Source organism: Mesorhizobium sp. B2-7-3 (assembly GCF_006440715.1).
GTDB lineage: Bacteria > Pseudomonadota > Alphaproteobacteria > Rhizobiales > Rhizobiaceae > Mesorhizobium > Mesorhizobium australicum.
Map to the genome: position 1 here is coordinate 25,598 of NZ_VFTY01000018.1, position 24,723 is coordinate 50,320.

A 24,723-nucleotide genomic window follows, 5' to 3' on the forward strand; every position below is an offset into this window, starting at 1 on the left:
GCCCTGGACGGCGCGGCGGCGCAGGGGTCACATGCCCTGGTAGACCGGTCCTTCACCGCCTTGCGGGGGCACCCAGTCGATGTTCTGGTTCGGGTCCTTGATGTCGCAGGTCTTGCAGTGGACGCAGTTCTGCGCGTTGATGACGAAGCGCACATCCTTCGCCTGCGGATCGGCGGCGGCGTTGCCATCCTTGTCGACCCATTCGTAGACGCCGGCCGGGCAATAGCGTGTGGAAGGTCCGGCAAAGACATCATGTTCCGAGCGTTTCTGCAGGTCCATGTCGCCGACCAGCAGATGGACCGGCTCGTTTTCCTCGTGATTGGTGTTGGATAGGAACACCGAGGAGAGGCGGTCGAAGGTCAGCACGCCATCCGGCTTCGGATAGACGATCTTCTTGTGCTTGGCGGCCGGCTCGAGCGTGGCATAGTCGGCCTTGCCGTGCTTCAGCGTGCCGAAGGGCGAGACGCCGAACAGCGTGTTCAGCCACATGTCGAGGCCGCCGAGGCTGACGCCGATGATGGTGCCGAAGCGCGACCACAGCGGCTTGACGTTGCGCACCTTCTTCAGGTCCTTGCCGATGTCGGTCGCCCGCCAGGCATCCTCATAGGCGGAAAGCTCGTCGTTGGTACGGCCGGCGCCGATCGCCTCGGCGACATGCTCGGCCGCCAGCATCCCCGACAGCACCGCATTGTGGGAGCCCTTGATGCGCGGCACGTTGACGAAGCCCGCCGCGCACCCCATCAGCGCACCGCCCGGGAACGATAATTTCGGCACCGACTGCCAGCCGCCCTCGGTTATGGCGCGCGCGCCGTAGCCCAGGCGCTTGGCGCCGTCGAACGTGCCCGCGATCGCCGGATGGGTCTTGAAGCGCTGGAATTCCTCGAAAGGCGACAGATAGGGATTCTTGTAATTGAGGTGGAGGACGAAGCCGACCGCCACCTGATTATCCTCCAGATGATAGAGGAACGAACCGCCGCCAGTCTTCATGTCCAGCGGCCAGCCGAAGGAATGCTGCACCAGACCCGGCCGATGGTTCTCCGGTTTGACCTGCCAGAGTTCCTTGAGGCCGATGCCGTATTTGCCGGGCTCGCGGCCATCGGAGAGTTTATATCTAGCGATCAACTGCTTGGCCAGCGAACCGCGCGCGCCTTCGCCGATCAGCACATATTTGCCCATCAACGCCATGCCCGGCGCGAAGCCTGGACCATGCGTGCCGTCCTTCTCGACGCCCATGTCTCCGGTGACGACGCCGGTGACGGCACCTTCTTCATTGTAGAGCAGGCCGGCCGCGGCAAAGCCTGGGTAGATCTCGACGCCGAGCGCCTCGGCCTTGCCAGCCAGCCAGCGGCAGACGTTGCCGAGCGAGACGATATAGTTGCCGTGGTTGTTCATCAGCGGCGGCATGAAGATGTTGGGCAGGCGGAACGAACCGGCGGGGCCGAGCACCAGGAAATGGTCCGCAGTGACCGGCGTCTTGAAGGGATGACCATCCTCCTCGCGCCAGCCAGGCAGCAACCGGTCGATGCCGATCGGATCGACGACGGCCCCCGACAGGATGTGGGCGCCGACTTCGCCGCCCTTTTCCAGCACGACGACGGAGAGCTCGGGATTGACCTGCTTGAGGCGGATGGCCGCGGCAAGGCCGGCCGGTCCGGCACCGACGATGACCACGTCGAATTCCATGCTTTCGCGTTCGATATCGCTCATCAACCCCTCCGCACTGGCTTGCCGCCGTTGGCGTATCTTGCTGGCTCCTGCGCTGCATAGCGCATCAATTGGCGACAGGAAACCGGCGCATACGTGACAATGCCGATTTGGCCAAAAAGTCGCGCTTTGCGCGGCAGAGAGGCCATTTCCACGCGGCGCGGCCCGCGAGGCTTGCGTTTTTTATTGTTCGACGGCTTGCTTATCGGCCATACTTCCCGCCATGCGCATTCCCGGGCCAGGCGGCTTCTCTTCGACGCGCTTTCCATCAACGCCCGGCCGGGCCTGCCGGGCGCTTATTTTGGCCCTTCTGGCGTCGAGCCCGTGTCATGCCGTCGCGGATGAAGTGAAGGTCTGGGCGACAGGCGCATACTCGTTTTCCGACGAGCTTGGCGGTTTCCGCATCACCGGAGCCTCCGGCATCGGAACCAAGGACGATCCGCTGGTCATCACCGAAGAGCTGAATTCGGCGACACCCGTGACGCTGACCATCCGCACCACAAAGCCGATCCAGGCATTCGGCAGAGCAGGCGAGTTCGCCAATGGCATCATGTATATGCGCATTGACGTGCTCAACAACAGCGGCCAGGCCTGGATCGAGTTCCAGTTCGAGCTTCAGGAAATACTGGACCAGCCAAGCGTGTTCGGAGACGGGCTTTCGTTCGACCAGCGCAACAAGACGCCCGACAATATCTGGTCGAGCAATTTCGCCGATTTCGACCGCGATTTCGAGCCCTATGACCGGCTGCTGTTCAAAAACGGCAAGGTGGACCCGCTGAAGACCGCCAGCTTCGAATTCCTGATGACCGACTACACGCCGCGATGGACCTTCTATTTGGTTCAGGATCCACGCATACCCACTGGCTAGACCGCGACCTCACCTTGGCAAGCGGGATTGGCTGCCGCGACCGACTTCGCCGAGGTTGCAAATTGATCCCGCCCGGACGATGGTGCGGCCATGACTGCCGCCTCTCCCAACAATCCGGTCGATTTGGCCGATCTGCTCGCCTTCTATGCCAGCGCGGGTGTTGACGAGGCGTTGGAGGATGCGCCGGTCAATCGGTTCGCGGAGGCCGTGCCGAAGCCGGCGGAGCGCACGCCGGCGGCGGCGCCACGCGAAAGCAAGGCACCGGAGCCGGCCACGGGTCCACCGCGCCTCGATGCGCGCGCCTTGCCGGATGCTCCGGCCCCGCGCCCGCCCACCTCGGCCGTGCCCGACGAAGCGCAGGCGGCGCTGGCACGCCAACTGGCAATGACGGCGACGACCCTGGACGAGCTGCGCCAGCACATGGCAGCTTTCGAGGGCTGCAATCTCAAGGCGACGGCCAAGAACCTGGTATTCGCCGACGGCAACCCGCAAGCGGCTGTCATGCTGGTCGGTGAAGCCCCAGGCCGTGACGAGGACATTGAAGGACTGCCGTTCGTCGGGCGCTCGGGCCGCCTGCTCGACCGGATGCTGGCGGCGATCGGCCTCGACCGTAGCTCGGTCTACATCGCCAATGTCATTCCCTGGCGCCCACCCGGCAACCGCACGCCGACGCCGCACGAGACCGAGATCTGCCGGCCGTTCATCGAGCGTCAGATCGAGCTGGTCAATCCCAAGGTGCTGATCAATCTCGGCGGCCCGTCGGCCAAGACCTTGCTCAACACCTCGGAAGGAATCCTGCGGCTGCGCGGCAACTGGCGCGTCCACACCACGGGTTCCGGCATTGCCATTCCAGCCATGCCGACACTGCACCCGGCCTATCTCTTGCGCACCCCCGCGCACAAGAAGCTCGCATGGCGGGATTTTCTCGAAGTGAAGGCGAAGCTGCGGGAAGTGAGCTAACGATGACCTTGCAGGTAATTGAAATACATTCAGCGTCAGCCTAGTCGTCCTGCATGACACCGCCCCAAACCTCCGCCGGTAGCCTGATCCGCGAATGGCGCACGCGACGTCGCATGAGCCAGCTCGACCTCGCCATGGAGGCCGAAATCTCGCAACGGCATCTCTCCTTCGTCGAAAGCGGGCGTGCCGCGCCCTCGCGCGACATGGTGCTGCATCTGGCCGAGCAGCTTGCGATCCCGCTGCGGCAGCGCAATCAATTGCTGCTGGCCGCGGGCTTCGCGCCGAGCTTCAGCGAACGGCCGCTCACCGACACGACGCTGGCACCGGCAATGGCGGCGGTCGAGATGGTGCTCAAGGGGCATGAGCCGTTTCCGGCATTGGCGGTGGACTGGCACTGGAACCTGGTTGCGGCGAACACGGCGATCGGGCCATTCCTGGCCGATGTTTCCGAGCCCTCTCTGCTCCAGCCACCCGTCAATGTGCTGCGGCTCAGCCTGCACCCAGGTGGTGTCGCGCCGCGGATCGTGAACCTCCAGGAATGGCGCACCCACCTGCTCGAACGGCTGAAACATCAGAACGATGCCGCCGGTGACCCGGTGCTGGTGGCATTGGAGCAAGAGCTTCGCGGTTATCCCTCTGGCCTGCAGAGCAGCCGGCCGGCGCCGGTCGAGCCGAATGCGATCGTGCATCCGCTGCGGCTTGCCCATGGCGATACGGTGCTTTCCTTCATCAGCACCATCACCGTGTTTGGCACGCCACTGGATGTCACCCTTTCGGAACTGGCGATCGAATCCTTTTTCCCGGCCGATGAGCAGACACGGGCGATGCTGGTACGCTTGGCGAAGGAACGGTCCTGATCACCCTTGCGGCAGCGCAGCTTTGCGGGTGCGCGTCCGCTCCAGACCCAGCTGCCGTTCGCGCCAGATGATGAAGATGCCGGCGGCGACCACGATCACGCCACCGACCAGCGTGCCGGGCGAGGTCACGTCGCCGAAAACGAAATAGCCGACGACGACGCCGAGGATCATCGAGGTGTATTCGAAAGGCGCCACGACCGAGGCTTCGGCATGACGATAGGCCGCGGTCATCAAAATCTGGCCGAGCCCGCCACAAAAGCCGGCGAGGATGAGCAACGTGGCTTGTATTGGCGTCAGCGACTGCCAGCCGAAGGGCAGCGTCAACAGCGAGAGCACGCTCGCCGTCGACGAGAACCATAGCACGATGGTCGCCGTCTTCTCCGTCTGCACGAGATTGCGCACCAACAGCATGGCGACAGCGGAGATTGCCGCGGCCGCCAGCGCGGCCATGACGCCCAGGACCTCCTGGTCGTCGAGACCTTCATCCGAATTGAGCAGCGTCAGCTCCGGCCAGGAAATGACGAGCACGCCAATGAGGCCGATCGCGACAGCGCTCCAGCGATAGACGCGGATCGTCTCGCCAAGGAAGACCGAGGAGAACACCACGACCAGCAGCGGCTGTGCATAGTTCAGGGTGATCGCCTCGGGAAGAGGCAGCCTGGTGAGCGCGAAAAAGCCGAGCCCCATGGCACCGACGCCGACGACGCCACGCGCGACGTGGTTGAAGGGGCGTTTCGTGACGAATGCCGTGGCCAGATGTCCCTTCAACGTCAGGAAGACAATGATCGGGAAGATGGCGAAGAAGGAACGGAAGAAGACGATCTGCCCGGCAGGCACATCGCCCGCCGCCTTGATACAGGTTTGCATGCCGACAAATACCGCCACGGAGACGATCTTCAGCACGATGCCTCTCAGCGTACCGTGGCCGAGCGCCGTCTCTGGTTGCGCCCCCGCTCCTGATGTCACTTTGGCAATGCGTCTCTGCCCGCGGTCGAGGGCACGTTGCGGTTCTCGAAATGGCAGAACGGGAAATTATCGGGGCGCCAAACGAAAGCGCCCATCCCGAATTTCGGTGTGACGGCCGTCATGACTGCCTCGCGACAAGGAAAGGATGACCTGAATTAGGCCCTGCCGCAGTTTTGTCGAGGGAGTGTTTCGTGTAAAGAGCGCGGACTTCGAATTTTTGGACCGGTCAGATCATGTCCGGTCCCCGGAAAAGACAGGAAAAGCCAGGGAATGCGCACCGATACAGGCCAGGTCTTCAAACTCGAGGACTATCGCCCCAGCGACTACCTCATTCCGGAAACCAGCCTTGAATTCCGTCTTTCGCCGCAGGCAACGGTCGTCGCCGCGATACTGACCGTCGAACGCCGCGAGGACATATCCACGTCGGCTCCGCTGGTGCTCGACGGCGATGGGTTGACGCTCAAACGCGTCGAGGTCGACGGCAAGGTGGTGAGACCGGCGGATCTGCTGACGAGCCCCGACCAACTGACCCTGCTCAAACCGCCGGCGGCACCTCGTTTCCAACTGCTGATCGAAACCGAACTGGCCCCAGCCGGCAACGAGGCCTTGATGGGCCTTTACCGCTCGAACAACGTGTACTGCACGCAATGCGAGGCGGAGGGTTTTCGCCGCATCACCTATTTCCTCGACCGCCCCGATATCCTGTCCGTCTACACGGTGCGCATCGAGGCGCGACGCGACGAGGCGCCGCTGCTCCTGTCGAACGGCAATCCGGTCGAGAGCGGCGATCTCGCCGAAGGCTGGCACTACGCCACATGGCACGACCCCTTCCCCAAACCATCCTATTTGTTCGCGCTGGTGGCCGGCAATCTCGGCCAGGTGGCCGACAATTTCGTCACCAAGTCCGGCCGTAAGGTCGAGCTCGGCATCTATGTCGAGCCCGGCAAGGAGGCGCTCGCCGGCTACGCGATGGACGCGCTGAAGCGGTCGATGCAATGGGACGAGGAGGCGTTTGGCCGCGAGTACGACCTCGACGTCTTCAACATCGTCGCCGTGTCGGACTTCAACATGGGCGCGATGGAGAACAAGGGCCTCAACATCTTCAACGACAAATACGTGCTGGCCGACCAGGAGACGGCGACGGACGCCGATTTCGCCAATATCGAGGCGATCATCGCGCATGAATATTTCCACAATTGGACAGGCAACAGAATCACTTGCCGCGACTGGTTCCAGCTTTGCCTGAAGGAAGGGCTGACGGTCTTCCGCGATCATGAGTTCTCCGCCGACCAGCGCTCGCGCGCTGTCAAGCGCATCGCCGAGGTGCGCACGCTGCGGGCCCACCAGTTTCCCGAGGACCAGGGCCCGCTGGCGCATCCCGTGCGGCCGCGCCGCTACCGCGAGATCAACAATTTCTATACGGCGACGGTATACGAGAAAGGCTCCGAAGTGGTGCGCATGATCCGCACCATTCTCGGGGCCGAGGTCTTTCGCGCCGGCATGGACCTCTATTTCGAACGCCACGACGGCGAGGCCGCGACCATCGAGGATTTCATAAAGGTGTTCGAGGACGCGTCCGGCCGCGACCTGTCGCAATTCGCGCTATGGTATCATCAGGCGGGCACACCCAACCTGACGGTGAGTTCGACGCACAATCCGGCCGCACAGGAATTCACGCTCGAGATCGAGCAGTCGGTGCCGCCGACGCCCTCCGAAAGCCGCAAGCGGCTGATGCATATCCCGCTCGCCTTCGGCCTGATCGGCGCCGGCGGCAAACCTGTCGCGTATAGCGGCGTCGAGGGCGCGAGCGTCGAGGACGGCGTCATCCATGTCCGCAAGCGTCGCCATGTGGTGCGTTTCTCGGGCGTGGCCGAGCGCCCGGCGGTGTCGCTCAACCGTGGCTTTTCGGCGCCGGTGACGCTGTCGGCCGAGCAGAAGGCGGCCGACCAGTACTTCCTCGCCCGCCATGACAGCGACGCCTTCTCGCGCTGGCAGGCCTTCAACACGCTGTTGACCGATGCTCTGATCGCTGCCTTCCGCCAGATCCTTGGCGGCAAACAGCCGGACTTCGCCCCACGGCTGACCGAGCTTGCCGGCAGCATCGCCAGCGACGAGACGCTGGAGCCAGCCTATCGGGCCCTGGCCCTGGCGCTGCCTGGAGACGCCGACATCGCCCGCGACATCGGCAAGAACATCGATCCCGACGCCATCCATGCGGCCCGACAGGCGCTTGCGCTGGCGATCGGCATGGCCAATGGCGAGGCATTTTCCGGCCTCTACGACAGCCTTGCCGACAAGAGCGCTTTCAGCCCCGACGCGGCGAGTGCCGGACGGCGTGCCTTGCGCAACATTCTGCTGGATTATCTCTCGCTGCTGCCAGGTGGAGCGGCGTTGGCGGCCGGCCATTTCCAGTCCGCGAGCAACATGACCGACCGGGCGGCCGCATTGGCCATGCTTGCGCATCGCCACCAAGGATCGCCGGAGGCAAGCAAGGCGCTGGCGGCTTTCGAACAGACATATGCGTCCGACCCGCTGGTGATGGACAAATGGTTCCAGATCCAGGCCAGCGTGCCTGGGCCGCAGGCGGTGGAGACGGTTCGCGCCCTGACCGCTCATGCCGGCTTCTCGATGGGCAATCCGAACCGGGTGCGCTCGTTGATCGGCACATTCTCCAGCGCCAACCAGACCGGCTTTCACCGCGCCGACGGCGAAGGCTACCGCTTCTTCGCACGAACGGTGCTCGAGGTTGAAAAGCGCAATCCGCAAGTGGCGGCAAGGCTGGCGACGGCGCTCAGGTCATGGCGCTCGCTCGAACCGGGCAGGCAAGCCCAGGCTCGGGAAGTGCTGGTCTCGATCGCCAATGCCGAAAACCTGTCGGCGGATCTGCGCGACATCGTCGAGCGCACGTTGGCTTAGGCGCTCCCGCCTTCTTCCCTGCGGGAGAAGGCAGGGTTCTAAAAGCCCATTATTTTAGTCGATTTTTAATCTTTTTTCGCCCGACCACTGGACAAGGCGAATCACCTTTGATTCTTTAATGGCGATTCGGAAGTGCGGTGTTGCCGGATCACCAGCACATAGAAATGCGGCATACTGAAATCGGGGAGTGCCATTTATGGCAAAGGCGGACGCGTGGGGCGCGCCCGGTGGGATGGTTTTTGCGCGTCGCGAGACGCGCGGCGACGGCCTTGCCGGGAATACGCGGTTCATTGCCGAACCCGCCTACAAGCGGCTTCTGGCGGCCGAACCGCTGCTGCGCCGGTCGATACCGGCCCTCATCGTCATCTTCCTGCTCGTCATCGCGGCGCTGCGTGTAATCTCGCTGATGAACGAGCGCGACGACGTGGAGCGCGATGCCAAGGCTATCCTGACGCTAGCCGCCGCGCAGCTCGCCAGTTCGCTCGCCACCACATCGGACACGCTGCCGGGCGCGACCCAGGACCTGCTGGAGACCACCAGCCGCCAGGGCGCCATGGGCCGCAGCCATGTGCTGGTCATCACCGACAGCGCCTTCAGGATCACCGCGGTGACGCCGCGTTCGGTGCCCTGGCAAGGCCATTCGCTCGACGGCCTCGTCCAGGGCGGCCAACCTCTGTTCATGTTCGGCGACCGGGCTGGCGTCATGGAGGTCAACATCGGCGGGCAGGACTGGTACGCGGCGGTCAGCCTGAGCAAGGACAGGAAGGGAGCCGCGGCGGCGCTCGTCCCCCAAGAGGCGGTCTTCGACACGTGGCGCAAGACCGTCTCGCTCAACGTCACCCTGTTTGTGCTGACGGCCGGCGTGCTGATCATCATCCTCTATGCCTATTTCGGACAGGCGGCGCGCGCGCAGGCAGCCGACCGCATCTATGTCGAAGCGCATCAGCGTATCGACATGGCGCTGGTCCGCGGCCGCTGCGGCCTGTGGGACTGGGACATGGTGCGCGGCAAGATGTACTGGTCACGCTCGATGTACGACATGCTCGGCTATGAGCCCTGCGAGACGATGCTGTCCTTCGGCGAGGTCGACGAGATCATCCATCCCGAGGATGGCGACCTGTTCGAACTCGCCAACAGGATCGTCGCGCGCGAGATCGACCACATCGACCAGGTGTTCCGGATGCGGCATGCCGATGGCCAGTGGGTGTGGATGCGCGCCCGCGCCCAGGTCATGGACCCGGAAGCGCCGGAGATCCAGCTCATCGGCATCGCCGTCGACGTCACCGAGCAGCGCCACCTGGCGCTGCGCTCCGAAGCGGCCGATCTTCGCCTCAGGACCGCGATCGAGAACATCAATGAATCCTTCGTGCTGTGGGATTCGGCTCAGAACTTGATCATGTGCAATTCCAAATACCAGCAGGACAACGGGCTCTCGGACCGCGACGTGATGCCGGGTGTGACGCGCGCTTCGCTGGAAGAACGTATGCTGGCCTTTGCTTCGGAGCGCCGGCTCGCCAACACCAACGGTCCGCAGGGCGGCGCCACGTTCGAGCGGCAGCTGTCCGACGGCCGCTGGCTGCAGGTCAACGAGCTCAGGACCAGGGACGGTGGCATCGTCTCGGTCGGGTCCGATATCACCCAGATCAAATTGCACCAGGAGAAACTCGTCGACAGCGAACGCCGGCTGATGGCGACGATCCATGATCTCAGCCTCGCCCGCCGGGCCGAAGAGGAACGGGCGCGCGAACTGGTCGACCTCAACCGCAAATACATGAAGGAAACCGAGCGCGCCGAAGCGGCGAACCGGGCCAAATCCGAATTCCTGGCCAACATGTCGCATGAACTGCGCACACCGCTCAACGCCATCATCGGCTTCTCCGAACTGATGGAACAGAGGCTGTTCGGTCCGTTGGGCTCGGAGCGCTACGAGGAGTACGCCACCGACATCAACAGCAGCGGCAAATATCTGCTCGGCGTCATCAACGACATTCTCGACATGTCCAAGATCGAAGCCGGCCAGTTCTCGCTGGACCAGGAACAGATCGACCTCGGTCCGCTGATCAGCGAGACGGTGCGTGTCGTCTCTCTGCAGGCGGCGCAGAAGGCGATCACCGTGGAAACGCGCATTGCCGACGCCTTGACTTTGTTTGCCGATCGCCGGGCGATCAAGCAGATCGTCATCAATCTTCTGTCCAACGCGGTGAAATTCACCGGCCAGGGCGGCCACATATCGGTCAGGGCCCGCAACACGTCAGGCGCGCTGGTGCTGACGATCGAGGACAATGGCTGCGGCATCCCGAAGGAAGCCCTCGGCAAGCTGGGGCGCCCCTTCGAGCAGGTGCAGAACCAGTTTTCCAAAAACCATGCCGGCTCCGGCCTTGGCCTTGCCATTTCGCGCTCGCTGGCCGAGTTGCAAGGCGGCGCACTGAAGATCCGCTCGACCGAAAGTGTCGGCACGATCGTATCGGTGCGCATTCCCGTGAAGAAGGCGCCAACAGCGGTCAAGGCCGCGGCCTGAGCGGAGGCTCCGGTCGACGACCTCGGTGTCCGTATCAACCAAATCTTACTGCACGCCGCCTTCGTTGCCTTCGCCATCCCATTGACGGTCATCGCGCCCGTCCTTCGGCAGTTCGCCCTTCTCGATCTTGCCGTCATTGTTCTTGTCGAGCATCGCAAAAAGCTTCTTTTCGCGGCCGGTGATGTCATCCGATGTCAGCGTGCCGTCGCCCTTGCTGTCGTAACGGGCGATGATGCGCCTGGCCATGCGTTCGAAGCGCGCCTTCTCCAGCGCGTCGGCGAGTTGAGCGACAGTCAGCTTGCCGCCATTGTCAGCGACAAGCTTCTTGAGCCGCGCGTCCATGACATCGGAGAACTGGTCGAAGGTGATTTTGCCGTCATTGTCCTTCATCGCCTTGTCGAGCCGCATCATGGTGCGCTCACGCACGTTGGCGCTGTCGAGGTTCTCGGCATAGGCCGCGCCGCCGACGGCTCCGGCCAGGGCGATGTATGCAAGTGCGAGCTTGGTTGTCTTTCTCATGGTTTTCTCCTGTTGCATCGTCACCCCCGATGCGGCCGAACGGTCGTTGGTCACGACCCTCCGGCACGAAGCAGAAGGTCGAAATCCTTCCTGACCTTTTGCGACGTCTCCTTGAGATGTGCTTCCAGCACACCGAAATCCGGCAGGTCGGTGACCGCCAGAAGCAGATCCGAAAGCCCCGGCGGAACGTCGTCACGTTCGAATGGTCCGGTGAGGCACAGCCGCGTCATCTGGGTCAGTGCCAGATAAAGGGAGTAAGCCTCGCCAAGGTCCTGCCGGATCACGGCATTGGCGAAACGGGGCGTCAGACGAGACAGGATCTCGGCCGTACCGGTGGCGCGTGGCCCGGCCTCGACCTGCCCAGTGATGACAGCCACCTGGGCGATGAATTCGAGATCGATCAGACCGCCCGGTATGAGCTTGATGTCCCACAGGTCGCGGGGCGGTTTTTCCTGCTCGATCATGGTGCGCATGTCGGAAGCTTCGGTTTTCACCTTCGCCGCGTCGCGTGGCTGACCGAGCAGCGCGGCGACCTCCGCTTCAACCTCGGCGCAGAGGCCGGCGTCGCCGGCAATCGGCCGCGCCCGCGACAGCGCCATGTGTTCCCAGGTCCAGGCTTCCTGGCGCTGGTATTTCTTGAAGGCATCGATATGGGTGGCGACCGGTCCCTTGTTGCCGGACGGCCGCAAACGCAGGTCGAGCTCATAAAGCACACCTTCCGCCGTCGGCGCCGATACCGCGGATATCAGCCGCTGCGTCATGCGGGTGTAGTAGTGCGACGGCGCCAACGGCTTTTCACCATCGGAGTCCTCGGCGTCCGCATCGTGATCGTAAAGCAGGATGAGATCGACATCCGATCCGGCCGTCAATTCGCGGCTGCCGAGCTTGCCCATGCCGAGCAGCGAAACCACGCCACCGGCGATCGTGCCGTGGCGCACCGCGAATTCGGCGATCACCGCTTGCAACGCCGCCGCAATGGTCAGGTCCGCCAGATCGGAGAAAGCGCGGCCGGCGCGGGCCGGGTCGATCGAGCCCGCGAGCAGCCGCACACCGATGAGGAATTTCTGTTCGGAAGCAAATATGCGTAAGCGGTCGAGCACGTCCTCATAGGCCCTGTCGCCCTCGAGAAAGGCGGAAAGCCGCCCCGAGAGATAGGCGCGGTCTGGCAGCTCGGTCAGCAATGCCGGGTCGAGCAAGCCGTCGAAGACATGCGGCCGGCGAGTGATGATGGCCGCCAGCCTTGGTGCCGCGCCCATGATCGTCGCCATCAGCTTGAGCAGTGCGGGATTCGACTGCAGCAGCGAAAACAGCTGGATGCCGGCCGGCAGGCCGGCGAGGAACTCGTCGAAACGGACCAGCGCCTCGTCGGCCCGGCGCGTCTGGCCAAAGTCCTTGAGCAGTGCCGGCGTCAGTTCCGTCAGCCGCTCGCGCGCCTCCGCCGACTGGGTGACGCGATAGCGGCCGAAATGCCAGCCGCGGATGACACGGCAGATATCGCTCGGCCGCTGAAAGCCGAGGCCGTGCAGGGTCTGCAGCGTGTCCGGGTCCTCGACGTCACCGGTGAAGACCAGGTTGCCGATGCCGGCCGAAAGCTCGGGCGCGGTTTCGAACAGCGCCGCATAGTGGCGCTCGACCTGCTGCAGCGAGGCACGGAAGGCCCCGGCGAACGCGGCGGCGTCGGCGAAGCCCAGCATGCGGGCGATGCGCTCCAGCCCTTCATCGTCTTCCGGCAGCGTGTGCATCTGCTCGTCGGCCACCATCTGGATGGCGTGTTCGACCCGGCGCAGGAACCAGTACTGGAGGGCGAGTGCGTCTCTTGCGTCCGATGTGATCCAGCCTCGGGCCGCGAGCTGACCGAGCATCGGCACGGTTTCGCGGCCGCGCAGCTCCGGAAAGCGGCCGCCGGCGATGAGCTGCTGGGTCTGGACGAAGAACTCGATCTCGCGGATGCCGCCGCGCCCGAGCTTGACGTTGTGCCCCTTCACCGCGATCTCGCCATGACCCTTATGGGCATGAATCTGGCGCTTGATCGAATGGACGTCGGCAATCGCCGCGTAATCCATGTATTTGCGCCAGATATAGGGCTGGAGCTCCTTGAGGAAGGCATCGCCCGCGGCGAGATCGCCGGCCACCGGGCGGGCCTTGATCATCGCGGCACGCTCCCAGTTCTGGCCACGCGCTTCGTAGTAGCGAAGCGCGGCTTCAACCGGGATAGCCAGCGGGGTGGAGCCGGGATCGGGACGCAACCTCAGATCGGTGCGGAAGACATAGCCGTGCTCGGTGCGGTCCTGCAGGATGCGAACCAGCCGGCGCGTCAGGCGTGAGAACAGGTCGGTGGCGTCGAGAGGGTCTACCACGGCGGGTGCCTCCGGATCGAAGAACACGACGAGGTCGATGTCGGAGGAGAAGTTCAGCTCATGCGCGCCGAGCTTGCCCATGCCGAGCAGGATCCAGCCCGATCGATGCGACGGGTTGTCGAGGTCGGGCAGCTTGAGCTTGCCCTGGCTATGCGCGTCACGCAGCAGGAAATCGACTGCCGCGCGGGTGCAGGCGTCGGCGAGATCGCTCAACCGCCTTACGGTCAGCGAGGTTTCGGCCTCGCCCGAAAGATCGGCGAGCGCGATCAGGAAATGCGCCTCGGCCTTATGCCGGCGCAGCTCCATCATCAGGCCGGATTCCGAGACCGTTTCGGCCAGCGGCGCCTGGTCGATCGCGGCGGTGATCGCCTTCAGACGGGCCTCTATCGGCAGGTCGAACAGCCCGTCCAGGATTTGCGGCCGGCGGCGCGCCGTGTCGCGCAGGAATGGCGAAAGGTCGAAGACAGCGGCGAGGAGATCCTGCGCCTTCCCTTTGCCGGCCAGGAATTTGGCCACCCGTGTCAGCCCCTCTTCGCGCGCTGCGTCCGCGATTTCGGCCAGCTCCTGTCGTGCCCGAACCGCGTCGAGCGGGACAAGCGGGGTTTCCAGGCTGAGCAGCCAGTCTGTCTTGCTCCGCTTGGCAACGGCCGCCATCAGTGATCCTCGCGTGCCGGGAAACTCATGACCACGGATAGTCCTGGATTGCCAGGCAGCAGGTCAAGCCGGCCGTAATGGAATGTCATGACCGCCTTGGCGAGACTGAGGCCAAGGCCGGAACCAGGCTGCGAACGGCTCTTCTCCAGCCGCACGAAGCGCTCCGTCGCCCGGGCGCGATCGGCGTCGTCGGGAATGCCCTGGCCATTGTCCGTGACGGAAAGCCTGATCTCGCCATGCGTGCGTTCGAGCTTTACACGGACCGCCGGCTTGGACGTCGAATCGGTCGAGTACTTGATCGCATTGTCGACGATGTTGGAGAGCGCCTGGCCGATCAGCTCGCGGTTGCCGTCGACGACAAAAGCACCGTTCACCTCGGCGTCCAGCGAAACGCCAGCCTCCTCGGCCACCGGCTCATAGAGTTCGACGACATCACGGACGGCCGCCGCCAGATCGACGCGGCTGGTGTGCTCGGAAGAGTATCCGGCCTCCAGGCGGGAGATCATCAGGATGGCGTTGAAGGTCTTTATCAGCTGGTCGGACTCGGCGATGGTGCCTTCCAGCGCCTGTCGATAGTCCGATGTCTTCTGCTTGCCGGAAAGCGTCGCTTCGGCCCGGTTGCGCAGCCGGGTCAGCGGCGTCTTGAGGTCATGCGCGATGTTGTCGGAAACCTGCTTGAGGCCTTCGTTGAGCGTGGCGATCCTGGCCAGCATGGCGTTGAGGTTTTCCGAAAGCCGATCGAACTCGTCGCCGGCGCCGGTTACCGGCAGCCGGCCGGAGAGATCCCCGCCCATGATGCGCCGGCTTGCCTCCGATACGCCATCGATACGCTTCAGCGCCGCGCGGCCGACAAAGAACCAGATCAGGATGCCACCCAGGGCCATCATGCCGAGCGCCAGCATCAGCGAACGGCGGATGACGGCACGGAACCGCTCTGGTTCCCCGAGATCGCGGCCGACCAGCATGATCATCTGGTTCGGCAGCCGCAGCACCAGGGCAATGGCGTTGTGGCCCTTCTCGCCCTGCGCTTGCGTGTCGCTCTGGTCGGGCTGTGCGGTCCCCTTGTCGGCAGGCAAGTTGCGTAGACGGTCGAGTTCTCCCTCGCCAAAGCGCTGATAGGAAAAAGGGCTGGTGGTCCAGCCTTCGTTTTCGAGAACGCCCGGCTCGAGGCTCTGCACGTTACCGGTCAGGATCTGGCCGTTGGCATCGGCGATCAGATAGAGATTGGCGCCGGGCTGCCGCGAGCGGGCCTCGACCACGCGGACCAATACGGGAAGGCCACCGCGCTGATAGGCGCGGGCAAGGCCGAGCACCTCGTCGTTGATGGTCTCCTGCGTCTGCCCGGTCAGCATGCGCGCCGAGAGCGAAGTCATATAGAGGACGAGCAGCACCGCGCAGAGCGCGAAGAGCAAGAGATAGAGCGCCGAAAGCCGCGCGGCCGTCGTCTTCATGATGGCGGGCACGGAAAGCGCCATGCCGCCGCCTAGCCGCCCTTCAGCATGTAGCCGGCGCCGCGAACGGTATGCAGGATCGGCTTGTCGAAGCCCTTTTCGATCTTGCCGCGCAGCCGAGAGACGTGGACGTCGATGACATTGGTCTGCGGATCGAAATGATAGTCCCAGACATTTTCGAGCAGCATCGTGCGCGTCACAACCTGGCCGGCATGGCGCATGAGATATTCGAGCAGGCGGAATTCGCGTGGCTGGAGCGTGATCTCACGGCCCGCCCGGCGGACAGAATGCGATAGCCTGTCGAGTTCAAGATCGCCAACCCGGTAGACGGTCTCGGCCTCCTTGGCGCTGGCGCGTCGGTTGAGCACCTCGACACGAGCCAGAAGTTCGGAAAAGGCATAGGGCTTGGTCAGGTAATCGTCACCGCCGGCGCGCAGGCCGGTGACCCGGTCATCGACTTCGCCCAGCGCCGAAAGGATGAGCACCGGCGTCGTGTTGCCCCTGGAGCGGAGGGCGGCAATAACCGACAGGCCGTCGCGGCGCGGCATCATCCGATCGATGACCATCACATCGTAGTCACCCGCATCGGCAAGCGCGAAGCCGGTCTCGCCGTCACCCGCAACATGCGCGGTATGACCGGCTTCGGTGAAGGCTTTCTGCAGATAATCCGCAGCCTCGCGATCGTCTTCTATGACGAGAATCTTCATAGGGCCGTTATACGCGATTTCGCTTGAAGGTTGAGTAGCCGGCATCTGCATTTTAGCCTTTGCCAAAGCGCATCGCGATCAAGACGATCGAGAGCGTACGCGATAAAATCTTTGTTCCGTGGCGTCATTAGGCCGAACATGCCAGTTCCCGGTCATGTCGTTACCTGCAACCCGGGACCAACCGGCATCGGGCACGAGGGCCTGAGTGGGCAGCCACATACGGGCGCGGCAGCGGGCGATGGGAAGCCCGCTGCCGCTGAAGGAGAGCGCGATGACTGACTAACGGGCTCTCCTTCTTACTTTCCCCATGCGGCGACTCGGGGGTGTTGAAACCGCCGCATTGGAAAAGTCGTCTCAGCCCTTGGCCACCGGCACCGCGACGAAGCGGTTGTTGTCGTCACGGGTGATCTGCATCAGCACCGCCTTGCGTCCGGATTTGACCGCATCGGCCATGGCCTTGGTGACGTCTTCGGTGCCATTGACCTCCGCCGAGTTGACCGCGGTGATGACGTCGCCCGGCTGGATGCCGCGATCGGCGGCGGCGCTGTCGGGGTCGACGTCTGTCACCACCAGACCCTTGCCGTTTTCAGACTTGGTGACGGTGAGACCGAGATCGGCCAGCGTGTCAGGCTTTGCCGGAGCGGCAGGCTGCCGTTGCTGGTCGTTCGAGGCCTGCTTGTCGCTCGCCGGCAGTTTGCCGAGATCGACCTTGACCGTCTGGCTCTTGCCGTCGCGCCAGACCGTGACATCAACAGACTTGCCGGGCGAATAGGCGCCGATCAGGCGGGCGAGTTCCTTCGGCGACGCAACGTCCTTGCCGTCGACCTGGGTGATCACGTCGCCGGCTGATATGCCGGCCTTCTTGCCGGGGCCGTCGTCCTGGGCGCTCGAAACCAACGCGCCATTGTTGGACTTCAGGCCGAGCGATTCGGCGATGTCGGAGGTGACCGGCTGGATTTCGACGCCCAGCCAGCCGCGCTGCACCGCACCGCTCTTCATCAGGTCCCCGACGACCTGCTTGGCGGTCGAGGCCGGAATGTCGAAGGCGATGCCGACGCTGCCGCCGGAAGGCGAGAAGATGGCGGTGTTGATGCCGACCACCTGGCCGTTGAGGTTGAAGGTCGGGCCGCCTGAATTGCCGCGGTTGACCGAGGCGTCGATCTGGAGGAAATCGTCATAGGGGCCGGCGCCGATATCGCGGCCGCGCGCCGAGACGATGCCGGCGGTGACGGTGCCGCCGAGACCGAACGGATTGCCGACAGCCACGACCCAGTCGCCGACACGAACCTTGGAATCGTCGGCGAAGTCGACATAGGTGAACTTGCCGCCACCATCGACCTTGAGCACGGCGAGATCGGTGCGCGGATCGGTGCCGACCAGCTTGGCGTCGAGTTCCTTGCCGTCATTGGTCACAACGGTGAAGGCGGTGCCCTCTTCGACGACGTGGTTGTTGGTGACGAGGTAACCGTCTTCGGAGATGAAGAAGCCGGAGCCCTGCGCTACCGGGCGCGGCTCGCCGTTGTTGCGGTCGCGATGTCCGAAGCGACGATGACCTTCGTCGTTCTGGCCGCCCTGGTCGCCAAAGCCGCGGAATTCCTTAAAGAAACGACGCAGCTGCGGATTGTTGGGAAGATTGTCGAGGCCGTCCTGATCGTCGGAGCCATCATCGGCGGTCGGCTGGATCTTGGCCTTGACCTTGACGCTGACCACGGCCGGCGACACACGCTCCACGACATCGGCGAAGCTCGGAACCTGCGGGGCCTCGACGCGCACGGCGTCAGCGAGAACGGGGCTGGTTCCGCTGGTCAGCGCGCCAACGCCGATCGCACCGGCGACCGCGATAGACGCGGCAGCAGCCAGAAGACGCTTGCGGGTGCGAAAATATGAATCGGGGGCAATATTCATGGATCTCTTATCCTCTTTCAAGCGGACGCGCCTTGATCGGCATCCTCAAGGAACGAGAATTAGGGAAGCGCACATTACGACGCCATTTCCGGCACATGAAACTTTGGTAATGTTGGCGGGCGACGGCAGCCGTCAGTCGCGGCGGAGGATCGCGTCCAGTGCGGCCTGCTCTTCGACCGAAAGCGCTGCCGTTGCCGGAAGCCGGCGCGACCGCGCACTGAGCACTATAAACACGCCCCCGGCCAGAAGCAGGAGAACCGGCGTGCCCCACAGCAGCGCGTTGCGCAGATCGAAGCGTGGCTTCAGCAGCACGAACTCGCCGTAACGCGAAACCACATAATCCATCACCTGCCGGTCGGTATCGCCCGCGACAAGGCGTTGTCGCACCAGGATACGCAGGTCCCTGGCAAGGTCCGCGTCGGATTCGTCGATCGACTGGTTCTGGCAGACCATGCAGCGCAGGCCTTCCGACAGCGCCCGCGCCCGCGCCTCGAGTGCCGGGTCGGCCAGCATCTCGTCGGGCTTCACCGCCATTGCCGTTCCGGCGAAGAACAATGCCAGCAACAGGACTATCGACGTCACCGAAAGCCTTGCCCTCATGGCATGCCCGCCGGCGCCACCGCCTGCTTGCGACGGCGCGAAGGCGCGCCGACCCGCAGGCGCCTGTCCATCAGCGACATCGCCGCACCCGCCATCATCACCAAGCCGCCGCCCCAGATCAGCGTTACCAGCGGCTTCCACCACAGACGCACCACGACCGAGCCGTCCTTGCCCTCGTCGCCGAGCGAAATGTAGAGCTGGGAAAGGCCAAGAGTCTTGATGCCGGACTCCGTCGTCGTCATCTGCCGCACCCGATAGAAGCGCTTGGCGGAGCTGACTTCGCCGACAGGGCTGCCGCTGACGCCGATCAGCTCGAAACGCCCGCGATCCTCGCTGTAGTTCGGTCCCTGCGCAGGATAGAGCCCGACGAACCGCACCGTGCGGCCGGAGATTTCGACGGTTTCACCAGCATGCATGGACAGGATCTTCTCCGTCCCGAAGCAGAGCGTGCCAACAATGCCGAGCACGGTCAGGCCGAGGCCAAGATGCGCGAAAGCAGTCCCGAAGACCGAGCGTGGCAAACCAACCAGACGCCTGACCATTGTCGGCGCGGCGACATTGCCGACCCCCGCCTTGGTGGCGAGGTCGGTCAGCGCGCCAAGGATCAGCCAGACGCCGAGGCCGACGCCAAGCGCGGCAAGCACCGAAGCGCCGTCGATGAACAGGACCGTAACCAGTGTCGCAAGAAGTGCGGCCGCGAACGCGGCCATCAGCCGCTGCGCAACGCCGAAGACATCGCCGCGCTTCCAGGCCAGCAGCGGCCCAAAGGGAACCATCACGAGCAGCGGCACCATCAGCGGCGCGAAGGTAAGGTTGAAGAACGGCGCTCCGACCGAAATCTTGTCGGCCGAAAAAGCCTCGACCGCCAGCGGATAGAGCGTGCCGACGAGCACCGTGGCGGTCGCCGTGGTCAGGAACAGATTGTTGAGGACGAGCGCGCCTTCGCGCGAAACCGGGTGAAACAGACCGCCTGCCGTCAGCTTCGAGGCGCGCAGCGCAAACAGCGCCAGCGAGCCACCGATGAACAGCGTCAGGATGCACAGGATAAAGACGCCGCGCGTCGGATCGGTGGCAAAGGCATGGACGGAAGTCAGGACGCCCGAACGCACCAGGAAGGTGCCTAGCAGCGACAGCGAGAAGGTGAGGATGGCGAGCAACAGCGTCCAGATCTTCAACGCCGAGCGCTTTTCCATGACGATGGCCGAATGCAGCAGCGCGGTGCCAGCCAGCCACGGCATGAAGGAAGCGTTCTCGACCGGATCCCAGAACCAGAAACCGCCCCAGCCGAGTTCGTAATAGGCCCAGTACGATCCCATGGCGATGCCGCCGGTCAGGAACATCCAGGCGACCAGCGTCCATGGCCGCACCCAGCGCGCCCAGGAGGCATCGATGCGACCCTCGATGAGGGCGGCGACCGAGAAGGAAAAGCAGATCGAGAAGCCGACATAACCGAGATAGAGCATCGGCGGGTGAATGGCGAGGCCAAGATCCTGCAGGATCGGGTTGAGATCGCGGCCTTCGATGGGCGCCGGATTGAGCCGGATGAAGGGATTGGAGGTCACCAGGATGAACAGGAAGAAGGCAGCGCCAATAGCGCCCTGCACGGCGAGCACATTGGCGCGCAGCGTCGCCGGCAAGTTGGAGCCGAAAGCGGCGACAAGCGCGCCGAAGAAGGTCAGGATCAGCACCCAGAGCAGCATCGAACCTTCGTGATTGCCCCAGGTTCCAGTGATCTTGTAGATCAGCGGCTGCAGCGAATGCGAGTTCTCCCAGACGTTCGCCAGGGAAAAATCAGAGCTTGCATAGGCGCTCGCAAGGGCCGCGAAGGACAGCGCCGTCAACGCGAAACCGGTCACCGCGACCGGACCGCCGACCGCCATCAGGCGCTGGTTGTTCAGCCGCGCGCCAAACAGCGGCACGATCGTCTGCACCAGTGAAAGCGCGAACGCCAGAACCAGGGCGAAATGTCCGGTTTCAACCATTCGCGCGACTCACGCTTCTCTTCCGCCAGAGTTACTCACTCTTGCTCTCCTGCCAGACGCCCTTGGCCTTCAGGCCGTCGGCTACTTCCTTGGGCATGTAGCGCTCGTCGTGCTTGGCCAGAACGCTGTCGGCGACAAAGACGCCGTCAGGGCCGAAGGTACCCTCGGTGATGACACCCTGCTCTTCGCGGAAAAGGTCGGGCAAGATGCCGGTATAAGTCACCTTGACCGATTTGTGGGTGTCGGTGACCGAAAAGGCAACCGTTGCGCCCTGGCCGCGCTGGATGGTGCCTTTTTCGACCAAACCGCCGAGCCTGATGCGCTGGCCCGGCTGAACGCTGGCGGTGGTCAGATCGGCCGGCATGTAGAAATAGGACGCCTTCTGGCCAAGCGCATAGAAGGTCAGCCCGGTGGCGGCGCCCAGAAAAACCAATCCGCCCGCGATCACCGACAATCGTTTCTGCTTGCGCGTCATACCCAATTCTACTCCGTCGCCGTCAAGCCGAGCGAGGCGGCAAAGGCGGTGAATTTCTTGGCTTCGTCACTATCGGCCCCAAAGACCGCGATGGCGCGGCCCAGCGCATCGCGCGCCTGATCGGCCTTGCCCAGCACGACATAGGAACGAACCAGCCGCATCCATCCTTCCGGGTCGCGCGGATTTTGACGAAGTTTGTCGTCGAGGCCGGCGACCATGGTATTGATCATGGCTTCCCTGTCCTGCTGCGACATGGAGGACGCCGCGTCGACATCGGCGGCATCGGGGCCTTTCGCGGTCGTGCCGGAGGCGACTTCCGGGCCGCCGGATTTGGCCAGCGCCTGTTCGACAGCGCCGCGCCACGGCGAATCCGGCGGCAGCGTACCAAGCATAGCCTGCCAGGCCGCGGCCGCTTCCTTGCCACGGCCCTCCTGCGCCAGTGCCATGGCCAGATAGAAACCGGCTTTCGCATTGGCCGGATCAAGCTTCAAGGCCGCCTCGAAGGCATCCTGGGCATCGGCCGAAACAATGCCGCCCGCCGCACCGGCGATCGCCTCGCCGAGACCGGCCTGACGGACAGCGCTGTCGCCGTCCAGGCGAATGGCGTTGCGGTAGGCCGCCGCGGCGTCGGCAAAGCGCTGCATACGCAGATAGACCGGCGCCAGCACGTCCCAGCCCCTGCCGTCGGAAGGATTGGCGGCAAGATGGGCCTCGGCGCGCGCCACCAGCTCATCGACCGAACTGTCGGCGGGGTTCTTGGCCAACCGCTCACTGAGCGGCTGCGACGGCAGGTCAGGCGAGCCGATCTGACTGTAGAGCCCCCAACTGACCAACGGAACCGCCAGCACCGCAACGGTCGCGACAAGCCGTACGGTGCCCGATGACCTGCCGGACGCCTTGGCCGCCATATCCGCGTTGCCCAGGCGAAGGATGCGGCGGGCGATCTCGGCGCGCGCCTCGGCCGCTTCAGCGGGCCCGATCAAACCGCGCCCGGCATCGCGGTCGAGTTCGGACAGTTGATCGCGATAGACTTCCAGATCGTGATCGCCACTCGATGATGCGCCCTTGGAGGCACCAGCCAACGGCAAAAGCACCGCCAGGCTGGCGCCCAGCGTGAGAATTGCGGCTATGACCCAGAACAGCATGGTTCTTCCAATAACGGCAGAGCCCTGCCCTGCCAACACAGGCATCCTGCGACGCTTTGACGGCACGCGCCGAATGTCGCGATCGAAATCCACCGGCCGGATCGCAACGAGACCCGGCTGGCTAGGTCAATGGCGTCCAACTGCCGTCGGCATTGCGGCAGGCTGTTCCGTGCGCCGTGACGCTGGCGCCGCCCGTGAACACCGTCTGTGTGTATTGGCGGCAATCCTGCGAACCGACGCGGTAAGGCTGGGCAGGGACGACCTCGCCATAGCGTGAGGCCTGATCGCCCTTCCAGGTCACCTTCTGGCCGCTGGTGTTGTATTCGAGCGCCTTGTATTCGGCCTCGAGCGCGCTGCGCTTCTCCGTGTCGCTCAGACCGTTGCCGATCGACCCGCCAATGAGGCCGCCGCCCATGGCGGAGATGATCGACTTGGTAACGACCTTGCCGCCGGCCGGAGGCGTCGAGGCCGGTGTCGCCGCCACGGTCGGACCCTTGCCGCTCAAGGTGGTGCAGCCCGACACGGCCAGCAATGCGGAAACAAGCGCGACGCGAATCTTCATGCCAACAACCGGTTTTCTTGAGTTGGAGCCTGCCATGGATGCGCCGGGGGCCGCGTCATCGGAGAAGTAGGCGTGGCCATAGTGTTGATATTTGTCGGAAATTTGGCCACTGGCGGCTGCTCTGGGGTCAATCGATATGCCGCCACAAGATGCGCCTTCCATTGCTGCCGATTGGCCTGGGTAGCATTACTGCAGGCTCCGCAATCGCACCGTCGCCTTCAGTCCGCCCATGCCGGACCGCTCGAGTGCCAGGACGCCTCCATACTCGTTGACGAGATCGGCGACAATGGCAAGGCCCAGGCCCGTCCCAGGCTTGGTCTCATCGAGGCGCCGCCCTCGCTTCAGCGCTTCACGGGCCCTATCCTCGGGAATCCCCGGTCCGTCGTCCTCGATGCTGATCTCAAACAGGCTCTCATCCTTGCCGGCCAAGGGCACGACCGAGATCGCGACAGCACTCCCTGCCCATTTCACCGCATTTTCGAGAAGATTGCCAAGCAGTTCCTCGAGGTCCTCGCGTTCGCCGGCAAAGACGATCTCGGTGGCCGGCAGCGACAGCGACAGGCTGGTCCGCGGGTTCAGCTTCTGCAAAACGCGCACCATGCGCTGCACCAGCGGTGCCACCGGCGTGCGATAGACGACGCTGTCGCGCTGCGCCGCGACGCGGGCACGCTGCAGGTAATGGTCGATCTGCTTTTGCATGGAGGCGGCCTGCTCGGCGATCAACTGTCCCTTGGCGCCGCCAAGCGCCCGGCCCTCGTTGAGCAGAACGGCAAGCGGTGTCTTCAAGGAATGGGCGAGGTTGCCGACCTGGGTCCGAGAACGCTCGACGATGCGTTTGTTGTTTTCTATCAAGGCGTTGGTTTCGTTGGCTAACGGTTCGATCTCGGCCGGGAAGCGGCCGTCGAGCCTCTGTGCGGTGCCCTCGCGCACCATGGCGAGTGCGTTCCGGACCCTGCGCAACGGCTGCAGCCCGAGCAGGATGGCGATGGCGTTGATGGCGATCATGCCGATTCCGAACAGGCTGAGATAGGTCAGCAGGCGGCGCTGGAACGTTGCTATTTCCTGCTCCAACTCGGTCTTGTTGCCCATGACGCGGAAGCGCGCGGCGCGGTTCTTCGCGTCGAGAACGAATTCGCTCTCGAACACGACCAGCTCCTCGCCATTGATGCCTTGCGCGGCATAGCTGCGCTGGAAATTGGCGTTGAAGGGAACATCCGCCACGTCCGGCGACGGGATGGTCCGGGTCATGGACGACGAGTGAAGATCGCCGTGAACGCCTTCCGAGGCGGGCTCGACGGACCAGTACCAGCCCGAATTCGGTTCCGAGAAACGGAGATCGCCAAGATCGGGGGAGCCGGTCAACGCGCCGCTGTCGGAGATGCCGATGGAGCCGATCAGGTTGAACAGATGCGCCGACAATAGACTGTCGAAGCCCCGCTCGCTGGCCTGCCGGTAGAGCGTTGTGATCAGGGTGAAGATGACGACCAGGGTCAGGATCGCCCACACGGTGGAGAAGGCGATGACGCGGAACGTCAGCGATCGCGGCCACGCGCGCAGCGAGAGCCGTCTGCCCACGG

18 protein-coding genes are annotated in these 24,723 nt (G+C 64.0%); 5 read left to right on the top strand and 13 right to left on the bottom strand.

The genetic code is table 11. The annotated features are described in order from the left end of the window. Positions 1–27: 27 nt before the first annotated feature. Positions 28–1,707 (bottom strand): electron transfer flavoprotein-ubiquinone oxidoreductase, encoded by a 1,680-nt coding sequence (locus FJW04_RS28425; protein WP_140718117.1) that lies wholly within the window; start codon positions 1,705–1,707, stop codon positions 28–30. A 220-nt stretch (positions 1,708–1,927) separates the two neighbouring features. On the opposite strand from FJW04_RS28425, the gene FJW04_RS28430 reads away from it, so the two are divergent. The 3 genes from FJW04_RS28430 to FJW04_RS28440 all read left to right on the top strand — a co-directional run bounded on the left by FJW04_RS28430 (position 1,928) and on the right by FJW04_RS28440 (position 4,389). Beyond that, the gene (locus tag FJW04_RS28430; protein WP_015318610.1) at positions 1,928–2,572 is read left to right on the top strand and encodes a hypothetical protein; all 645 of its coding nucleotides are present in this window, start codon (positions 1,928–1,930) and stop codon (positions 2,570–2,572) included. Positions 2,573–2,662: 90 nt separating this feature from the next. Continuing rightward, entirely contained in the window at positions 2,663–3,532 is an 870-nt protein-coding gene (locus tag FJW04_RS28435) for a uracil-DNA glycosylase (protein WP_015318611.1), read from the top strand. Between the two features lie 53 nt (positions 3,533–3,585). After that, on the top strand, positions 3,586–4,389 hold the full coding sequence (locus FJW04_RS28440; RefSeq protein WP_140718119.1) for a helix-turn-helix transcriptional regulator: 804 nt from the start codon (positions 3,586–3,588) through the stop codon (positions 4,387–4,389). On the opposite strand, the gene FJW04_RS28445 is transcribed toward FJW04_RS28440, so the two are convergent. After that, on the bottom strand, positions 4,390–5,355 hold the full coding sequence (locus FJW04_RS28445; protein WP_140718121.1) for a DMT family transporter: 966 nt from the start codon (positions 5,353–5,355) through the stop codon (positions 4,390–4,392). Between the two features lie 270 nt (positions 5,356–5,625). Here FJW04_RS28445 and pepN point away from each other — a divergent pair, with 270 nt between their 5' ends. Both pepN and FJW04_RS28455 read left to right on the top strand, forming a co-directional pair. Then, positions 5,626–8,271, top strand: coding sequence for an aminopeptidase N (pepN, locus tag FJW04_RS28450; RefSeq protein WP_140718123.1), 2,646 nt, complete (start codon positions 5,626–5,628; stop codon positions 8,269–8,271). Positions 8,272–8,467: 196 nt separating this feature from the next. Further along, a complete protein-coding gene (locus tag FJW04_RS28455) occupies positions 8,468–10,789 on the top strand; it encodes a PAS domain-containing sensor histidine kinase (RefSeq protein WP_140718125.1) in 2,322 nt (773 codons plus the stop codon). A gap of 45 nt (positions 10,790–10,834) precedes the next feature. On the opposite strand, the gene FJW04_RS28460 is transcribed toward FJW04_RS28455, so the two are convergent. The 11 genes from FJW04_RS28460 to FJW04_RS28510 form a co-directional block, all read right to left on the bottom strand. Next, positions 10,835–11,308, bottom strand: a complete 474-nt coding sequence (locus tag FJW04_RS28460; RefSeq protein ID WP_140718127.1) for a hypothetical protein — start codon at positions 11,306–11,308, stop codon at positions 10,835–10,837. 50 nt (positions 11,309–11,358) lie between these two features. After that, a complete protein-coding gene (locus tag FJW04_RS28465; protein ID WP_140718129.1) occupies positions 11,359–14,319 on the bottom strand; it encodes a bifunctional [glutamine synthetase] adenylyltransferase/[glutamine synthetase]-adenylyl-L-tyrosine phosphorylase in 2,961 nt (986 codons plus the stop codon). Beyond that, positions 14,319–15,794: an ATP-binding protein gene (locus tag FJW04_RS28470; protein WP_140718131.1), complete on the bottom strand. Its 1,476-nt coding sequence runs from the start codon at positions 15,792–15,794 to the stop codon at positions 14,319–14,321. Before FJW04_RS28470 ends, FJW04_RS28465 begins: the two co-directional genes overlap by 1 nt. Positions 15,795–15,802: 8 nt before the next feature. Further along, positions 15,803–16,477 carry a response regulator transcription factor gene (locus FJW04_RS28475; RefSeq protein WP_041163488.1) on the bottom strand — a complete coding sequence of 225 codons (675 nt, stop codon included), beginning with the start codon at positions 16,475–16,477 and terminating at the stop codon, positions 15,803–15,805. Positions 16,478–16,831: 354 nt separating this feature from the next. After that, positions 16,832–18,382, bottom strand: coding sequence for a Do family serine endopeptidase (locus FJW04_RS28480; protein ID WP_140718133.1), 1,551 nt, complete (start codon positions 18,380–18,382; stop codon positions 16,832–16,834). Between the two features lie 132 nt (positions 18,383–18,514). Then, a complete protein-coding gene (locus FJW04_RS28485; RefSeq protein WP_015318621.1) occupies positions 18,515–18,982 on the bottom strand; it encodes a cytochrome c-type biogenesis protein in 468 nt (155 codons plus the stop codon). Then, positions 18,979–20,964 carry a heme lyase CcmF/NrfE family subunit gene (locus FJW04_RS28490; protein WP_140718135.1) on the bottom strand — a complete coding sequence of 662 codons (1,986 nt, stop codon included), beginning with the start codon at positions 20,962–20,964 and terminating at the stop codon, positions 18,979–18,981. Before FJW04_RS28490 ends, FJW04_RS28485 begins: the two co-directional genes overlap by 4 nt. 31 nt (positions 20,965–20,995) lie before the next feature. Continuing rightward, positions 20,996–21,439, bottom strand: a complete 444-nt coding sequence (ccmE, locus tag FJW04_RS28495) for a cytochrome c maturation protein CcmE (protein WP_015318623.1) — start codon at positions 21,437–21,439, stop codon at positions 20,996–20,998. A gap of 8 nt (positions 21,440–21,447) precedes the next feature. After that, a complete protein-coding gene (ccmI, locus tag FJW04_RS28500; RefSeq protein ID WP_140618550.1) occupies positions 21,448–22,584 on the bottom strand; it encodes a c-type cytochrome biogenesis protein CcmI in 1,137 nt (378 codons plus the stop codon). A 121-nt stretch (positions 22,585–22,705) separates the two neighbouring features. Then, positions 22,706–23,146: a hypothetical protein gene (locus FJW04_RS28505; protein WP_041163489.1), complete on the bottom strand. Its 441-nt coding sequence runs from the start codon at positions 23,144–23,146 to the stop codon at positions 22,706–22,708. A 186-nt stretch (positions 23,147–23,332) separates the two neighbouring features. Further along, positions 23,333–24,721 (bottom strand): ATP-binding protein, encoded by a 1,389-nt coding sequence (locus FJW04_RS28510; RefSeq protein WP_246674052.1) that lies wholly within the window; start codon positions 24,719–24,721, stop codon positions 23,333–23,335. Positions 24,722–24,723: the final 2 nt, after the last annotated feature.

What these genes read in the sequence shown, in the direction of transcription:
- pepN (WP_140718123.1), top strand. Translation starts at nt 5,626, where the DNA reads ATGCGCACCGATACAGGCCAGGTCTTCAAACTCGAGGACTATCGCCCC.
- FJW04_RS28485 (WP_015318621.1), bottom strand. Translation starts at nt 18,982, where the DNA reads ATGAGGGCAAGGCTTTCGGTGACGTCGATAGTCCTGTTGCTGGCATTG.
- FJW04_RS28475 (WP_041163488.1), bottom strand. Translation starts at nt 16,477, where the DNA reads ATGAAGATTCTCGTCATAGAAGACGATCGCGAGGCTGCGGATTATCTG.
- ccmE (WP_015318623.1), bottom strand. Translation starts at nt 21,439, where the DNA reads ATGACGCGCAAGCAGAAACGATTGTCGGTGATCGCGGGCGGATTGGTT.
- FJW04_RS28490 (WP_140718135.1), bottom strand. Translation starts at nt 20,964, where the DNA reads ATGGTTGAAACCGGACATTTCGCCCTGGTTCTGGCGTTCGCGCTTTCA.
- FJW04_RS28430 (WP_015318610.1), top strand. Translation starts at nt 1,928, where the DNA reads ATGCGCATTCCCGGGCCAGGCGGCTTCTCTTCGACGCGCTTTCCATCA.
- FJW04_RS28425 (WP_140718117.1), bottom strand. Translation starts at nt 1,707, where the DNA reads ATGAGCGATATCGAACGCGAAAGCATGGAATTCGACGTGGTCATCGTC.
- FJW04_RS28455 (WP_140718125.1), top strand. Translation starts at nt 8,468, where the DNA reads ATGGCAAAGGCGGACGCGTGGGGCGCGCCCGGTGGGATGGTTTTTGCG.
- FJW04_RS28505 (WP_041163489.1), bottom strand. Translation starts at nt 23,146, where the DNA reads ATGAAGATTCGCGTCGCGCTTGTTTCCGCATTGCTGGCCGTGTCGGGC.
- FJW04_RS28460 (WP_140718127.1), bottom strand. Translation starts at nt 11,308, where the DNA reads ATGAGAAAGACAACCAAGCTCGCACTTGCATACATCGCCCTGGCCGGA.
- FJW04_RS28470 (WP_140718131.1), bottom strand. Translation starts at nt 15,794, where the DNA reads ATGGCGCTTTCCGTGCCCGCCATCATGAAGACGACGGCCGCGCGGCTT.
- FJW04_RS28440 (WP_140718119.1), top strand. Translation starts at nt 3,586, where the DNA reads ATGACACCGCCCCAAACCTCCGCCGGTAGCCTGATCCGCGAATGGCGC.
- FJW04_RS28480 (WP_140718133.1), bottom strand. Translation starts at nt 18,382, where the DNA reads ATGAATATTGCCCCCGATTCATATTTTCGCACCCGCAAGCGTCTTCTG.
- FJW04_RS28465 (WP_140718129.1), bottom strand. Translation starts at nt 14,319, where the DNA reads ATGGCGGCCGTTGCCAAGCGGAGCAAGACAGACTGGCTGCTCAGCCTG.
- ccmI (WP_140618550.1), bottom strand. Translation starts at nt 22,584, where the DNA reads ATGCTGTTCTGGGTCATAGCCGCAATTCTCACGCTGGGCGCCAGCCTG.
- FJW04_RS28435 (WP_015318611.1), top strand. Translation starts at nt 2,663, where the DNA reads ATGACTGCCGCCTCTCCCAACAATCCGGTCGATTTGGCCGATCTGCTC.